The 15,334-nt window shown below is 73.9% G+C and carries 13 protein-coding genes; 7 read left to right on the forward strand and 6 right to left on the reverse strand.

Annotated elements, in window-relative coordinates; all coding sequences use genetic code 11:
* The first annotated feature begins 58 nt into the window (after positions 1-58).
* The 5 genes from GUY61_RS22510 (at position 59) to GUY61_RS22530 (ending at position 7,079) form a co-directional block, all read left to right on the forward strand.
* Complete coding sequence (locus GUY61_RS22510; RefSeq protein WP_166632043.1) at positions 59-1,228, forward strand: DegT/DnrJ/EryC1/StrS family aminotransferase; 1,170 nt, start codon at positions 59-61, stop codon at positions 1,226-1,228.
* On the forward strand, positions 1,221-3,527 hold the full coding sequence (locus GUY61_RS22515) for a lipopolysaccharide biosynthesis protein (RefSeq protein WP_398956495.1): 2,307 nt from the start codon (positions 1,221-1,223) through the stop codon (positions 3,525-3,527). Before GUY61_RS22510 ends, GUY61_RS22515 begins: the two co-directional genes overlap by 8 nt.
* Positions 3,528-3,679: 152 nt before the next feature.
* Positions 3,680-5,467, forward strand: coding sequence for a glycosyltransferase (locus GUY61_RS22520; RefSeq protein ID WP_166632044.1), 1,788 nt, complete (start codon positions 3,680-3,682; stop codon positions 5,465-5,467).
* Positions 5,464-5,901 (forward strand): hypothetical protein, encoded by a 438-nt coding sequence (locus GUY61_RS22525; RefSeq protein ID WP_313896803.1) that lies wholly within the window; start codon positions 5,464-5,466, stop codon positions 5,899-5,901. The genes GUY61_RS22520 and GUY61_RS22525 overlap by 4 nt, the downstream gene beginning before the upstream one ends.
* 137 nt (positions 5,902-6,038) lie before the next feature.
* A complete protein-coding gene (locus tag GUY61_RS22530; RefSeq protein ID WP_398956503.1) occupies positions 6,039-7,079 on the forward strand; it encodes a glycoside hydrolase family 26 protein in 1,041 nt (346 codons plus the stop codon).
* 114 nt (positions 7,080-7,193) lie between these two features.
* Here GUY61_RS22530 and GUY61_RS22535 read toward each other — a convergent pair whose 3' ends face one another.
* The 3 genes from GUY61_RS22535 to GUY61_RS22545 form a co-directional block, all read right to left on the reverse strand.
* Positions 7,194-7,952 carry a polysaccharide deacetylase family protein gene (locus tag GUY61_RS22535; RefSeq protein WP_243766669.1) on the reverse strand — a complete coding sequence of 253 codons (759 nt, stop codon included), beginning with the start codon at positions 7,950-7,952 and terminating at the stop codon, positions 7,194-7,196.
* An 80-nt stretch (positions 7,953-8,032) separates the two neighbouring features.
* A complete protein-coding gene (locus GUY61_RS22540; protein WP_166632046.1) occupies positions 8,033-9,313 on the reverse strand; it encodes a glycosyltransferase family 2 protein in 1,281 nt (426 codons plus the stop codon).
* A gap of 54 nt (positions 9,314-9,367) precedes the next feature.
* On the reverse strand, positions 9,368-10,453 hold the full coding sequence (locus GUY61_RS22545) for a GNAT family N-acetyltransferase (protein ID WP_243766666.1): 1,086 nt from the start codon (positions 10,451-10,453) through the stop codon (positions 9,368-9,370).
* A 238-nt stretch (positions 10,454-10,691) separates the two neighbouring features.
* Between GUY61_RS22545 and GUY61_RS22550 the strand changes: the two genes are divergently transcribed.
* Together GUY61_RS22550 and GUY61_RS22555 are read left to right on the forward strand one after the other, a co-directional pair.
* Positions 10,692-10,988, forward strand: coding sequence for a type II toxin-antitoxin system Phd/YefM family antitoxin (locus tag GUY61_RS22550; protein ID WP_166632047.1), 297 nt, complete (start codon positions 10,692-10,694; stop codon positions 10,986-10,988).
* Complete coding sequence (locus tag GUY61_RS22555; RefSeq protein WP_166632048.1) at positions 10,985-11,386, forward strand: type II toxin-antitoxin system VapC family toxin; 402 nt, start codon at positions 10,985-10,987, stop codon at positions 11,384-11,386. The genes GUY61_RS22550 and GUY61_RS22555 overlap by 4 nt, the downstream gene beginning before the upstream one ends.
* On the opposite strand, the gene hutI is transcribed toward GUY61_RS22555, so the two are convergent.
* From hutI to GUY61_RS22570, 3 genes are read right to left on the reverse strand one after another with little or no spacing between them, the layout of a single operon-like run.
* On the reverse strand, positions 11,372-12,622 hold the full coding sequence (gene hutI / locus GUY61_RS22560; protein WP_166632049.1) for an imidazolonepropionase: 1,251 nt from the start codon (positions 12,620-12,622) through the stop codon (positions 11,372-11,374). The two genes, GUY61_RS22555 and hutI, sit on opposite strands and share 15 nt — an antisense overlap.
* A gap of 1 nt (position 12,623) precedes the next feature.
* The gene (locus GUY61_RS22565) at positions 12,624-13,970 is read right to left on the reverse strand and encodes a formimidoylglutamate deiminase (protein ID WP_166632054.1); all 1,347 of its coding nucleotides are present in this window, start codon (positions 13,968-13,970) and stop codon (positions 12,624-12,626) included.
* Positions 13,967-15,154, reverse strand: coding sequence for an allantoate amidohydrolase (locus tag GUY61_RS22570; RefSeq protein ID WP_166632050.1), 1,188 nt, complete (start codon positions 15,152-15,154; stop codon positions 13,967-13,969). The genes GUY61_RS22565 and GUY61_RS22570 overlap by 4 nt, the downstream gene beginning before the upstream one ends.
* Positions 15,155-15,334: the final 180 nt, after the last annotated feature.

The raw sequence follows: 15,334 nt of genomic DNA on the forward strand, positions 1-15,334 counted from the left end.
CATGGCCATTGGGGAGGCCGGCGGGGCGGCGGGGCCGGTCTTCCAACTGGAAGAGGCCATGCGCGGTCGCCTCGGCCGGGAGTGTCTATATGTACCGTCGTGCCGGTTCGGGCTGTACGTGGCGCTGCGTCACTGGTGCCCGCCCGGAGGCCGGGTGCTCATGTCGCCGGTCAACGACGACGTCATCTTCTTCGTGCTGCTCGCCGCCGGGCTGCGGCCCGTGCAGGCGCCGCTGAACCCGTGGGACGGGTCCATCGACGCCGGCGCCGTCCCGGACTCGGTGTGGCCGACGCTGTCCGCGGTACTGACCACCAATCTGTACGGGAACCCCGACCCGGCGCCCGAACTCCGTGCCAGGTGCGACGCGTTGGGCATTCCCCTGATCGAGGACGCGGCGCACGCCATCGGCAGCCGGATCGGCGGGCGACCTGTCGGCACCTTCGGTGACGCGTCCGTCTTCAGCCTGTCCAAACACACCGCCGCCAAGGCCGGCGGCTTCCTCGCCATCGCCGATCCCGGCCTGCGCGATGCCCTCGCCAAGACGCGTGACGACCTGCTCGTCCCCAGTCGGTTCGCCGCCGAACTCTCCTACGCCGTACGGCCGTACGCCGAAGCCGCCGTCCGCGGCCTGGGACTGCGGCGGGCCGCCTGGGCCACGCTGGGGCTGCTCGGCCTGGTCGAGCGCGAGGAGATCCGGATGCCGCTGCGCCCGTACGAACTGGCCCTGGCCACCACGCGGGCCCCGGACCTCACGGCCCACCACTCGTGGATCCGCGTCGACATGCACGACTACCGCCTGGCGCCGGGCCGTACGCGGATCCACCGCATCGGGCGGCAACTCGGGCGTCTCGACCGCATACTCGGCGATCACCGGGCGGGCACGGAACTCCTGCTGCGTACCCGCTGGGCCGCGCCCGGGGCCGAACGCGGCGGTGTGCAGCCGCTGTTCCGGGTGCCGCTGCTCGTGGACGACCGGGACGCGGCGATCGCCGCCCTCGCCCGCCGGGGGATCGTCGTGGGCTACCTGTACGACCCGCCGCTGGACGACTACGCCGGCGAGGCGTTCACGGACCTGTCCCACGCCCCCGAGGGCGCCCGCTGGTTCGCCCGGCACGCGCTGCCCGCCGACCCGCTGCGGGCGGAGGAGATCATCGAGGTCCTGGAGGAGTCGGGGGCACGCTACCCCGCCCTTCCTCACCGGGTGAGCGGCGGCGCCGGCGGTGGCTGACACGCGGGAGAAGGCCCAGGCGCCGGTGCGGGGGCCGACGACGCCCGCCGAGGACGGCGGGAAGCCGCCCGGGGACGGCTCGGGCGGTGGCGGCGACTCGCTGTTCAGGAACGCGTACGCGCTGATGCTCAGCACCGGCGTCTCCGCGGTGCTCGGACTGGGATTCTGGCTGGTCGCCGCCCGGTATTACAGCGAGGACGCCGTCGGCCAGAGTTCCGCCGCCATCGCCGCCATGCGGCTGCTCGCCAGCGTCACGGCGACGACCATGATCGGCGCCGTGGTCCGCTTCGTGCCGCGCGCCGGGCGGGCGACCGCGTCGCTGGTGTGGCGCACCTACGCCGTCAGCTCCGCGATCGTCGCGCTGGTCAGCGTCGGCTTCCTGCTCACCCTGGACCTGTGGGGACCCTCGTACGCGCCGCTCGGCACGCCGGCAGCCGGCGCGCTGTTCGTCGCGGCCTGCGTGGCCTGGGCGGTGCTCACCCTGCAGGACGGGGTGCTCACCGGGCTGCGCAAGGCCTTCTGGGTGCCGGTCGGCAACACGGTGTTCTCCCTCGGCAAACTGGTCCTGCTCGCGGTGGTGGCCGGCGCGATGCCGGTGCTCGGCATCTTCGTCTCCTGGGCCGTGGCCATCGCCTTCTCCACGCTGCCGCTCGGCTGGCTGGTCTTCCGCCGTCTCATCCCGAACCAGGCGGCCGCCGACCGCGACCGGGAGCCGCCGCGGCTGCGGGCCATCGGCCGCTTCCTGGCCGGTGACTCCGTCGGCGCGCTGTTCAGCCTGGCAATGATCAATCTGCTGCCCGTGATGGTCGCGGTCCGCTTCAGCGCGGCCGAGAACGGCTACTTCTACGTCGCGTACACCGTCGGCGGCACGATGGAGTTCATGGCCATCAACATGGCCTCCTCGCTGACCGCGCACGCCTCGCACGATCCGCAGCGGCTCGCCGAGGGCGTCCGGGGCGCGCTGCGCCGGATGACCGTGCTGCTGGTGCCGGTTGTGCTGGTGCTGATCGCCTTCGCCCCGCTGATCCTCGCCCCCTTCGGCAAGGACTACGCCGAGCACGGCGCGCTCGTCCTGCGGCTGCTCGCCGCGGCGGCGCTGCCGCGCGTCGCGGTCGAGCTGTACATCGGCGTGCTGCGCGTCCAGGGCCGCACGGGCGTGCTCGCGGCGCTCCAGGGCACCATGTGCACGCTGGTGCTCGGCAGCGCCGCGCTGCTCCTCACCCGCGCCGGCATCGCCGGCGCCGGCTGGGCGATGCTGCTCGGCATGACGGCCGTGGCCGCCGTCTGCGTTCCCGGCCTGCGCTCCGCGCTGCGCGGCACCGCGCGGATGCCCGCCGACATGGCCCCGGCCTCCGCCCCCTCCTACGGCACCCGCTGGGCGCGCCTCAACGCCGCGGGCTACGGCACGAACTGGGCCCGCCGCGCGGCGTACGAGCACGAGGGCAGGGACACGGACACGGCGGCGCTCTTCCTGGGCCGCTCCCTGCCGGACCGTGAGCCCTCGCCCGACGACACCCTCGCCCTGACCACCGACCGGGTGCCACACCCGCCGGACGCCGCCGGTCCCGGTGGCGGAGGCCCCTCCGCGGGGCCGGCACCGCCCCGCGGGGAAGCGCCCGGGGCGTCCGGGGGACACGGCACCGCACCGGCCCGGCCGGGGGACGGCCCGGCCCCGCCCGCCGCCGGGCGGGGGGACGGCACCGGCGAGAGCCGGCTCGTGCCCGCGCTGTGGGCCGTGCTGGGGGCCGCCGCAGGGCTGTTCTGGGTGGCACTGGCGCGGTTGCCCTGGCTCGGCGGTGAGCGGCGCGAGCAGCTCACCGGGCGGGAGCTGATCGATGGTCTGCCGGTGCTCGCGAGCGCCGCCGGAGTGCTGGTCCTCCTCGTGTTCGTGGCGTCGGTGACCCTGTGCGCGCCCGGGGACCCGTGGTTGCCCGGCGCCGCGCTGGCCGTCTTCACGCTGGCCCTCCACGCGGCGCCGGTGGCGCTCGGCCTGGAACCGGTGGCCGTCGACGCGGCGTGGTACCCGGCGTCGGCCTGGGCGGGGCCGCTGCCGCGCTGGGGGCCGCCCGTCTGCCTGGTGCTGTGTCTCGTGCCCCTGGGCCACCTCCTGGCCCGCGCCCCCCGGCTGCCGTGGCAGGCGCGCTGGTCGGTGCTCTGGCTCGCCGCGGTGGGCGGCTGGACGGCCCAGGAGCCACTGTCGCCTTTCGCACCGCCGCTGCTCGTGCTGTCGGCCCTGGCGGCCGGGGCGGCACCGGTCGTGGGCCGACAGCGCCACCGTCGCAGACCGCCGAAGGACTGATCCAGCCACCGAGCCGATCCGCCAGGGGGAACGTAGTGCGTCCGCCAGCCACATCCGCAGAGAGAGCCGAGGAAAGATCCGAGTCGGCCGGGAAGCATTCCCAGGAGTCACACGGGTCCCAGGAATCTCACCACTCGGCCGACGGGTCCGCGGTGGACCTCTCCGATCTTCCGGCCCGCCGCGGGCGGCGCCTGTCCGCCGGATGGCCCGCGCTCCCCCTGGCCGCCGCGCTCGCCCTGTGGGCGTTCGCGGTGCGCCGTACGGAAATCTCGGACCTCGACGACTTCGGGCTGGTCACGGCCGTGCACCCGGCGTTCTGGGCCGCGCTCGCGCTCCTCACCTGCGGGTTCTGGTTCACGGTCCGCGAGCCGCGGCGCCACCACGGCTGGTCGCTGGCGTACGTCCTCGGCCTGCTGCTGGTCGAGCGGGCCACGCAGGCGCTCGTCTACCCCACCCCGCTGTATGCCTGGGCGTGGAAGCACGACGCCGTCGTCGACCACCTGCTGACGGCCGGCGCGCTCCAGACCGAGGCGCAGCTCGGCGACATGGCGGTGTACGACCAGTGGCCCGGATTCTTCGCCGCGCAGGCCGCCCTGGTGCGGCTGGCCGGCGTGGAGAGCGCCGCGGCGTACATGACCTGGTGGCCGCTGGTCTCCAGCCTGATGCTGCTGCTCCCGCTGCTGCTGATCTACCGCACCTTCACCGAGGACCGCCGGCTGATCTGGACCGCGGTGTGGGTGTTCTACGTCGCCAACTGGGTGGGCCAGGACTACTTCTCGCCGCAGTCCGTGGCCTTCGCCCTGCACCTCGGCGTGCTCGCCGTCGTCCTGCGCCGGTTCGGCCGCTCCGGGCGGCAGGGGCCGCGGCGCCAGGCGGTGTGGACGTTCCTGATCGTCGTCCTCGCCGCCGCGATCGCCATCTCGCACCAGCTCACCCCGGGAATGCTGATCGTCTCCCTCGCCGCGCTGTGCCTCACCCGGCGCTACCGCGACGTCGCACCGCTGCTCGTCACCGCCCTCGTCTTCCTGGCCTGGAACCTCACCGCGGCGCTGCCCTTCCTCAGTGCCGCGCTGCCCGACATGATCCGCTCCTTCGGCGATGTGGGCGGCAATGTCTCGACGGGGTACGGGGCGACGCCGACGGGCACCGGCGCGATCGCCACCTCCTGGGTGGCCAGGTTGCTGTCCGGCTCGGTGCTGCTGCTCGCCGCGGTGGGCGCACTGCGCCAGCGGGTGCTGCGCCGCCGCGCCCTGCCCCTGCTGCTGCTCGCCGCCGCGCCGCTGCCGATGCTCGCCGCGAACGACTACGGCAGCGAGATGATCTTCCGGGTGCTGATGTTCATGCTGCCCGGCGCTGCCTTCTTCGCCGCCGCGGCACTGCTGCCCAGGGTGCACACACTGGGCGCGGACGCCGCCGACCGGAACGCCGGCGGGCCGCCGCCGCTCGCCACCGCCAAGCGGTTCACCCTGCTTCCGCCGGCGGCGCTGCTCGCCGGAACGCTCGCCTTCCTGCCGAGCTACGCGGGCAAGGACCGGCTCAGCTACTTCCCGCCGCAGGAGGTCGACCTCGTCCAGAGCCTCTTCGACGAGGCGCCGGAAGGTTCCCTCGTCGTGGCCGCCCACCGCAACTACCCGCTCGCGTACGCTTCGTACTGGAATGTCGGCCACTACTGGTTCCTCGACGACGACCGGAGCCATGTCGAACGGATCCTGGAGCGGCCCGCCGCCACCCTCGCCGCGGACATGGCCGAGGTGAAAGCGCCGGGCCGGGCCTACTTCCTCCTGACCGACGGGCAGTTGGCGAACTCCGAGATGAACGGGCTGCTCACCGGTTCGGAGTTGCGGCGCATCGAGAAATCCGTCGCCACGTCACCGCTGTTCGAGCTGGTGGCACGCAACGACGCGGGAGCGGTCTACGAACTGAGGAGGACGGCCCGGTGAGGACGACGACCCCAGGACAGCTCGTGCTCCGCATGCTTCCGCCGTTCGGCGGCTGGCTCGCCCTCGCCGCGCTCACCCTGCCCGGCGCCTCCCCGCTGCGCGCCGCCGCCGTCGGGGCGTTCCTGCTCACCGGGCCGGGCGGGGCGCTGGTCGGCATCTGCCGGCCCGCGCTGCGGGCGCGGTCCGCCCAGGCGCCCGCGGAGCGCTGGGACCCGCACTTCGAACGCCACTCCGACCTGCTGGAGCAGCTGATGCTGCTCGTGCTGCTGAGCGTGGCGGCCGCGATGCTCGCCGCCACGGTGCTGCTGGCCGTCCACGCCTTCAGCGGGCAGCGGGTCCTGCTGCTCCTCACCCTGCTGACCACGCTCGCCGCGTTCTGCCCGCGGCTGCGCTCCTCTCCGCCGCCACAGCCACAGAAGGGTTCCGCTCTGTGACGTTGCCGCGTCGCCTCCGTACGAAACTGTCCGGCCGACCGCTGCCCGGACGGAAGCCGTCCACCCCGGGGCACTCCCCCACGGGTCACCACCGCAGGCCGCACGACCGCTCGCCGCACGGCCGCCGCCGGATCCTCATCGCGTCGGCGGCCGTCGCGTGCGGGGTCCTGGTGGCCGGGCTGGGCGTGCGGGTGGCGGCGGACCCGGACTCCGGGCCCTCGGCGGGCAGCGGGGACTGCCGGCCCACGGAACTGCTGGAACCGCCGTGCGGCGCGTGGTTCGGCGCCTTCGTCCAGCACGACAAGTCCAAGGGGGAGCTGGAGGAGAAGGTCCTCGCCTACGAGAAGCGCGTCGGGCGCCGACTGGACATCGTGTACACGTACCACGACATGTCCCTGGTCGAGGGGGCCCGGCTGGAAGGCCGGTTGCTCACAGAGGAGGAGCAGCGCGTCGGCCGTGACCGGATGCTCCTGCTGTCCTGGGAGAGCAAGTGGTGGGGCGGCACGAAGGAACAGCAGCCGGACTGGAAGGAGATCGCCGCGGGCGGCCTGGACGAGTCGGTGATCGACGTACAGGCCCGGCGGGTCGCGGAGTACGGCCGGCGGACCGGGAAGAAGGTCTTCCTCTCCTTCGACCTGGAGATGGACACGCGTACGCCCGGCAACGGCACGCCCGAGGAGTACGTCGCGGCCTACCGGCACATCCACGACCGGTTCCGTGAGCTCGGCGCCGACAACGTCGTGTGGACGTGGATCATCACCGGGTACCTGGACCACGGCAAGCTGTTCGAGCGGCTCTATCCCGGCGACGAGTACGTCGACTGGATCGGCTACAACCAGTACAACTACTACCGCTGCCACAAGACCGACTGGCTGAGCTTCGAGCAGACGCAGACCGCTTCGCACGAGTGGATCCGCACCCACATCTCCGACGACAAGCCGCTGATGCTCTCCGAGTTCGGCTCGGCGAACGACCCGGAGCGGCCTTCGCGGCAGGCGGAGTGGTACGCCGAGGTGCCGCGCGTCATCAAGGACCTGGACGGGGTGAAGGCCGCGCTCCAGTGGAACTACCGCGATCCCGGACCCCACTGCGATCTGTCGGTGGCGAACGACCGGGCGTGGAGCGCGCTGCGCGAGGCGGTCTCCGATCCGTACCTCAACCAGCCGGGCGGGAGGTAGGCGGCCTTCACCGGCGGGGCCGGAAGCCGGGGGCGGGGGCCGGATTCCGGGAGCGGGCCTCGGCGTTCCGCCCCGGAGTCCGGCCCCGGCGGCCGACCGGGACCCCGACCGGGGTCAGCCCGCGAAGACGGGTCCGCGCACGGCGGCGCGGGCCCGCCGGTACCACCGCCAGCCGACCGTCTTCGGCCCGTCCCGGTACGGGGCGGTCCTCGCGCCCCGCCCCGCCAGCCAGCCCTCGACGTCCGCGAGGGTGTGGCCCTGCCGCACGATCAGCCGCGAAATGCGGTACCGCTCGTCCCACCCCGAACTGAGGGCATGGCGCACGGCGACCGCGGTCTCGTACCCGGTGCGCGCCGCCATCGCCCGTACGCCGCGGCTGTTGTAGCCGTGCGGATAGGCGAGATGGCGGATCCCGTGCCCCAGGGTGTCCTCCAGCACCGCCTTCGACTCCCGCAGTTCGTACGCCAGCGCCTTCGAGGAGAGGGTGTCCAGCTGGGCGTGGGTCACCGTGTGCCCGCCGACCTCCATGCCGTACTGCTCCAGCAGCGGCGCCTGCTCCAGGGCCATCATCGGGGCGGGCGGCAGCAGGCTGCCGCGGCCGCCCGGGGTGAGGGCGCCGGTGGTGAGGTACGCGGTCGCCGGCAGTCCGCGGCCCGCGAGCGCCTCGGCGGTGGGACCCGGCAGATCGGCGAAACCGTCGTCGAACGTGAGGACGACGGGCCGGGGCGGCAGCGGGGCGCGCCCGGCGAGGTGGTCGCTCAGCGCGCTGACAGTGACGGGGGTGCGTCCGCTGTCGACGATCGCGTCGAGGTGGGCGGCGAATTCCCTGGGTCTGACGGTGAACTCGGCGATCCAGCCGGGCGGGTCGTCCATCACCGCGTGGTAGAGGAAGACCGGAATGGAGTGCTGTCCCGGTCCCTGTCCCTGTCCGTGTCCCGGTGCGGCGGCGGCCGTCATCTCGCCTCCCTGGGCAGCGCGCGTCGGGCCATGGCGTAGCCGAGCGGTCCGTACAGCATCCCCCGGCGCTGGAGACGCGACAAGCGGCGCGGCCAGGGATGGCCGCGGGTGCCGTGCTCGCCGGGAACCCCGGCGGTGCCGCCCTCGCTGGTCGCGGTCAGGGTGCGCGCGTACGCCAGTCCCCGGGGCAGCCGGACCAGCAGGGCGGGCAGCAGGGCGGGACGGCGCACCAGGATCGCGGTGAGGTAGGCGGTCAGGCCGGCCCCGTAGCCGTACGCCTGGTTCTCCAGGTCCCGCCAGGTCTCGCGGTGGTGGTGCCAGACGAGGGCCTGCGGGGTGTAGCGCAGCCGGTGGCCCTGGCTGAGGACGCGTACGAAACCGTAGAGGTCGTCGCCGCCCTTGGCGCGCGTCCCGGCACCCGTCGCCGGGTCGAAACCGCCGACGGCGCGCAGCACCCCGGCCCGGAACGCCATGTTGGCGCCGGAGCCGAAACGGCCCGCGGTGAACGGGAACAGCGGCTCGTCCGCGGGCGGGCTCAGCGGGTCGTAGGTCCGTGCGGTGAAGCCCTTGGCGAAGCCGCCGTGGCTCTCCAGCAGCACTTGGGCGGGGGTGCGCAGCCGGGCGGGCAGGATCAGCCCGGTGGCGCAGCCGAGCCGGGGGTCCGCGGTGAAGGGCGCGGTGAGTTCGGTGAGCCAGCGCGAATCGGCGACGACGTCGTCGTCGGTGAACGCGAGGACCTCGCCGTCCGCGGCGGCCAGGCCCCGGTTGTGGGCCCGGGCGAGGCCCGGCACGGGCTCGGACACGTAGCGGACGCGCTCGGCGTACTTCCGCTCGACCAGTTCCCGCGTCCCGGTGGTGACAGGCGCGTTGTCGACGACGACGATCTCGAAGTCCGGGTGGTCCTGGGCGAGGAGGGAGTCCAGCGCGCGGGCGAGCTGTCCGGCGCGCTCGCGGGTGGCCACGATCACGCTTGTGCGCGGCGGGCGCGGCAGCGCGGGCTCCGGGCGCCCGCCGTCCGCCGGGAGCCGGGCCTCGCGCGCCGCGGCGGCGAGCACCACCTCGGGGTCGGCGCCCTGGGGCACATGGCCGAGGACGGTGCCGACCGGCCGGCCCTCGCTCCTGACCAGGACGAAGACGTCGCCGTGGGTGACGGGCGGGCTGCCCGGGCCCGGTGCGAGCCGGGTCTCGCCGCCCCTGAGGTCGAGTTCGGCGATCTGGATGGGCCGGATCTCCTGGAACCTGCGGATCTCCTGCTGTGTACGTGATGTACGGGACATGTTTCCCCCCTGCTGTCACGGACTCCTGTCGCGGACTCCTGTCACGAACCCCCGTCACGGCCGCCGCAGCCTGCCCAGTCCCTTCAAGGTCTTCGACGCCAGCGACGCGAGCCGCGGCCGGTTCCGCACGAAGCTGTGCGCACGGCGCGAGGGCTCGACGCTCAGCCAGTGCAGTGCGGCGCCGGCCCCCGGCCGGATCACCGCCCCTTCGTGGACGGGCAGTTCGCCGGTCTTGAGGGCGTCCTTGTACTCGGCGGCGCCCCGGCCCAGGTCCAGCATCCCGATGCCCTCGGCGGCGGCCGCCTCCGCCATCCGCAGATGCAGGATCAGCCCCGGCGAGAACTTGCCGAACTCCGGGTCGTACGCCGGGAACCAGCAGGACAGGACGGTCTGCGAGCGCAGCCCGAAGTGCGCGGCGACAGGCCGGTCCGCGGCGTAGAGCACGGAGAGCGTGCCGGTGCAGCCCGGTTCCCTGGTGCCGGCCAGGACCCGCACCAGTTCGCTGATCCACTGCTGCGAGAAGCGGTCGCGGCGGCCCGTCCTGCGGTACTGCGCGGACTTCCACCCCATGAGCGTGCGCAGCGCCGCCGGGTCCCGCTCGTCGAAGACGAACCGCAGCTCGCCGGCCTGCCGGCCGAGCCTGCGCTCCTTGGCCAGCGTCGTCTTCAGGAACTTCGGCGACTGGGCGCGCAGCACGGCTTCGTAGGCGGCGTAGCCCTCGCCGACGTCGATGACGAAGGTGGGGTGCCCCTCGGCGGCGTACGGCGCGAACAGGTCCTGACCGTCCTCCAGGTTGTCGAAGGCGTAGCTGGACAGCGAGCAGGCGCGCAGCAGTTCCCTGGCGCCGAGGTCCGTGCCCTGCCGCAGCACCAGGCCCTGGCAGTCGGACACCCCGAATCCGATGGCGCGGCCCTGGCCCAGCGGTCCCCTCTCGAACGGGAAGAACCCGGCGGCCTCGGCGCCGTCCCGCACGACCGCGATCCGCGCCTGCGGCCGCACCCTCCCGACTGCGAGTGTGAACTCCGGTTCCATGAAGGGGCTTTGCGGAGCTCCGGTCTTCGCCCTCAGCTCGCGCCAGATCTCCTTGTCCCGCTCGCCGAGTTCCCCGGCCCCCACCACACGGATGCGTCCACTGCTCAACGTGACCCCCCGGTCAAGTCCCCCCTGGACATCTTGGAAGGTACCGTCAAGGGCCGCTCCACGGGTAGGTACCGCAGCATGTTGTGGCCAATTGGTGAAGAGGGTTTCAACCGCCCTATATGGCGGCGCAGCCGGGCGATGCCGGGAAAACCCGCTCCACCTGCTCGGCGTACCTCTTTCGGACGAATGACGCCGCACGTTCATGGATTCCGCCGCACGCCACCCGTAGCGTCGAGGCATGACGACCAGAGTCCCGATCCGGCAGCTCCAGCAGCATGCCAGCGAACTGATCGACCGCGTGGCGGCCGGCGAGCGGGTCGAGATCACCCGCAATGGCCGGCTCATCGCCGTCCTGGGGCCTCCCGACCCGGAGCAACGTGTTCGCGAGGACCTGATCCGGACCGGGTCCGTGGATCCGGACAACGCGGCGACCGCTCGTGGTCTCGGCGGCTGGGAACCCCTTCCGCCCCGGTCCGGCGCTCCCGCGAAACTCTCCGACCTTCTGCGGGAGCTGCGCGAGGAAGAGAACCGGTGATCTACCTCGACTCCTGCGCGCTGCTGAAGCTGGTCGTCGCGGAACCGGAGACGGCCGCCCTGCGCACTTTCCTGTCGGCCCGCGCCGCCGAGGGGCATGCCACTTCCGCCCTCGCCCAGACCGAGGTGGCACGCACCCTCGTACGCGCCGGTGCCGACCCCGAAGTGGGCGACGCCGCCGAAGAGTTGCTGGACCGGGTGCTGCGCATCCGGATCACCGACCCCTTCCTCCGCGCGGCGGGCATGTTCCCGATGCGCCACCTGCGCACACTCGACGCCGTGCACCTGGCCAGTGCCGAGTACCTGGAGCAGGCGCTCACCGCCTTCGTCACCTACGACAAGAGGCTGGCGGCGGCCGCGGTCGAGCGCGGGCTGCCGGTCGAGTCACCCGGGGCGTAGGCCGGAGCGGTCCGTGCGGGCGCGGGCGCCCGCACGCCAGACCTCCGTCACCAGGGGGACGCCCGGCCGGTAGGCGAGGTGGACGTGGCTCGGGGCGTCGAGGAGCGCCAGGTCGGCGCGCGCACCCGGGCCGAGGCGGCCGAGGTCGGGGCGGCGCAGCGCGCGGGCGCCGCCGGCGGTGGCGGACCAGAGCGCCTCGTCCGGGGTCATGTGCATGTCCCGTACGGCGAGTGCGATGCAGAACGGCATGGAGCTGGTGAAGGACGAGCCCGGGTTGCAGTCGGTGGACAGGGCGACGGTGGCGCCCGCGTCCAGGAGGCGGCGGGCGTCCGGCCATGCCGCACGGGTGGAGAACTCGGCACCGGGCAGCAGCGTCGCGACCGTCTCCGAGTGGGCGAGGGCATCGACGTCCTCGGCTGTGAGGTGGGTGCAGTGGTCGGCGGAGGCGGCGCCGAGTTCCACGGCGAGCCGCACGCCGGGTCCGTACGTCAGCTGGTTGGCGTGGACGCGCGGGATCAGGCCCTTCGCCATTCCGGCGGTGAGGACGGCGCGCGCCTGGTCGCCGTCGAAGGCGCCCCGCTCGCAGAAGACGTCGACCCAGCGGGCGTACGGGGCGCACGCGTCCAGCATCTCGCCGGTGACGAGAGCGACGTAACCCGCGGGGTCGTCGACGTGCTCAGGGGGGACGACGTGCGCGCCGAGATAGGTGACCTCATCCGTGTGCGCGGCCGCGATGCGCAGGGCGCGGGCCTCGTCGTGCACGCTCAGCCCGTAGCCGGACTTGGTCTCCAGGGTGGTGGTGCCCTGGCGCAGGGCCTCGTCCAGGTGCCGTACGAGGTTGGCCTCCAGTTCGGCGTCGGAGGCGGCGCGGGTCGCGGCGACGGTGGTGCGGATGCCGCCCGCGGAGTAGGGGCGGCCGGACATGCGGGCGTTGAACTCCTCGGTGCGGTCGCCCGCGAAGAGGAGATGCGCGTGCGAGTCGACGAAGCCGGGGATCACGGCCCGGCCGCCCGCGTCGTACGCCGTGTCGGCGGCGGGTGCGCGCCCGGCGGGCCCGGCCCAGGCGACCCGCTCGCCCACCAGGACGAGCGCCGCGTCCTCGATCAGGCCGAGCGGGCCCGCGCCGAGGGACGGTTCGTTGGTCACCAGGCTGCCGATGCCGGTGATCAGGGTGCTGGCGGAGGCGTTCCGGGCGCCGGCGCCGGACGGACCGGACGGGCTGGACGGGCTGGTCATGTCACTCCCGCAGGGCTGCGATCGCGGCGGTCAGGGCGCCCGGTACGTCCGGGACGAGGGTGTGCGCCCCGTCGCGCACGACGGCGCGGCCGCCCACGACGGTGTGCCGCACGTCGGCGGCCGTGGCGGCGAAGACGGCGGTCTCGGCGGCGAGTTCCAACGCGGTGCCCGCCGTGCGCACGGAGTCGAGGGCGAGGGTGGTGAAATCGGCGGGCGCGCCCACCGCGATGGTCCCGGCGCCGGACCTGCCGAGGGCCGCGTGACCGTCGGCGGTCGCGGCGCGCAGCAGCGCGGCGGCCGTCCAGTGGCCGCGTCTGCGGGTGCGCAGCCGTTCGTCGAGCTCCAGGGCCCGGGCCTCTTCGAGGAGATCGATGACGGCGTGGCTGTCGCTGCCCAGCGACAGCGGGGATCCGGCCCGCTGGAGGGCGGCCGCGGGACCGATGCCGTCGGCGAGGTCGCGTTCGGTCGTGGGGCACATGCAGGTGCCGGCGCCGGAGCCGCCGATGAGGGCGATGTCCTCGTCGGTGAGGTGGGTGTTGTGGACACCGGTGGTGCGCTCGCCGAGCACGCCGTGGTCGGCGAGCAGCCGGACCGGGGTGCGGCCGTGCGCGGCGAGGCAGGCCTCGTTCTCCGCCGTCTGCTCGGAGAGGTGGACGTGCAGCGGCGCGCCGTGCTCCCGTGCCCATTCCGCGACGGTGGCGAGCTGGTCGGCCGGCACCGCCCGTACGGAGTGGACGGCCGCGCCGATCAGGACGTGCCCGCCGGGATCCGGCCGCAGCCCGGAGACCCGTTCGGCCCAGGCGTCGGCCGTGCCGTCCGAGAAGCGCGTCTGGTGCCGGTCCGGGGGTTCGCCGAAGCCGGAGGACAGGTACGCGGTGTCGAGCAGTGTGATGCGGATTCCGGCCTCGGTCGCGGCGGCGATCAGCGCCTCGCCCATGGCGTTGGGGTCGGCGTAGCGGACGCCGCCGGGGGCGTGGTGGAGGTAGTGGAACTCGCCGACGGCGGTGATGCCGGCGAGGGCCATCTCGGCGTACGTGGCGCGGGCGAGCGCGAAGTAGCTGTCCGGGGTGAGCCGGTCGGCGCAGGCGTACATCACCTCGCGCCAGGTCCAGAAGGTGCCCGTGCCGACCTGGACGGCGCCGCGCAGGGCCCGGTGGAAGGCGTGGCTGTGGGCGTTGGCGAGGCCGGGGACGGTCAGTCCGCGCAGTGTCTCGGCCCCCGGCGGCGGGGACTGCGCGCCGGTGCGGACGGCGGTGATCCGGCCGTCCGCGGTCTCGACCGCGACCCCGGGTTCGGCCTGGGTGCCCAGCCAGGCGTGCTCGAGCCAGTACGTCACCGGCACGGTCATCCGCACGCCAGGGCCTCCAGTACGTCGGCGAGCGCGTGCACCCCGGCCACGCAGTCGTCCTCGGCGGCGGACTCGGCCGGGGAGTGGGAGACGCCCGTGGGGTTGCGCACGAACAGCATGGCGGTCGGCACGGACGCGGACAGGATCCCGGCGTCGTGTCCGGCTCCGGTGGGGAGGACGGGCGCGCCGCCGAGGATCCTCGTCAGTTCGTCGCGCAGCGCGTGCCCGAACTCGACGACGGGGGTGAAGGACTCCCGTACGACGGTGAGGCCGACGCCGTCGCGCTCCGCGCGCTCCCGGGCGGCGCGTTCGATCGCGGCGACCATCGTGTCCAGGGTGTCCTGGTCGGCGGCCCGCGAGTCCAGCCAGCCGCGGACGAGGGAGGGGATGGCGTTGACGCCGCCCGGCTGTACGGAGACCTTGCCGAACGTGGCGAGTGCACCGGCGAGTTCGGCCTCACGGCGGGCGGCGAGGACGGTCTCGGCGTAGCCGAGCATCGGGTCGCGGCGGTCTGCGAGCCGGGTGGTGCCGGCGTGGTTGGCCTCGCCGCGGAAGTCGAAGCGCCAGCGCCCGTGGGGCCAGATGGCACTGGCGACGCCGACCCGGTGGCCGGTGCGGTCGAGGGCGCGGCCCTGCTCGATGTGCAGTTCCACGAAGGCGCCGACACGGGCGAGCCGTTCGGGGTCGGGGCCGATGGCCGCGGGATCGAGTCCGGCGCGCTCCATGGCGTGCGGCAGGCTCACGCCGTCCGCGTCCTCGAGTTCGTACGCCTTCTCGCGGGTCAGCTGCCCGGCGGTGAGCCGGGAGCCGACGCAGGCCAGGCCGAAGCGGGCGCCCTCCTCGTCGACGAAGTTGACGATCGCCAGGGGCTTGGTGAATGCGGCGCCCCTGCCGCGCAGTTCGTCGAGGGCGGCGAAGGAGGAGACGACGCCGAGCGGCCCGTCGAACGCGCCGCCGTCCGGGACGGAGTCCAGGTGCGAGCCGGTGACGACGGCGTCCGTGCCGTGCGGGTCGCCGAGCCAGGCCCACTGGTTGCCGTTGCGGTCGGTCTCGAGGGTGAGGCCCCGGGTCCCGGCCTGCGCGCGGAACCAGGCACGGCACTCGGCGTCGGCGCCCGTCCAGGCGTGGCGGTGGTAGCCGCCGCTGTCCCGGTCCCTGCCGATGGGGAGGAGGTCCCGCCACATCTCGTGGAACGTCGCCGGGGTCCCGTTCCCGGGCACCCCGGACCCGGCTGCCGCCGCGGAGCCAGGAGTTTCGTCCCCGCGTCCCGCAGACCCGGCTGCCGCAGGCCCGGTTGCCGCCGTGGTGCCGGGGGTCGGAGACGCGGGGGCGGGCCCGGGCTCCTGTCTCTTATACGCATCTGA

The sequence above is a fragment of the Streptomyces sp. GC420 genome (genome assembly GCF_009916105.1).
Taxonomy (GTDB): domain Bacteria; phylum Actinomycetota; class Actinomycetes; order Streptomycetales; family Streptomycetaceae; genus Streptomyces.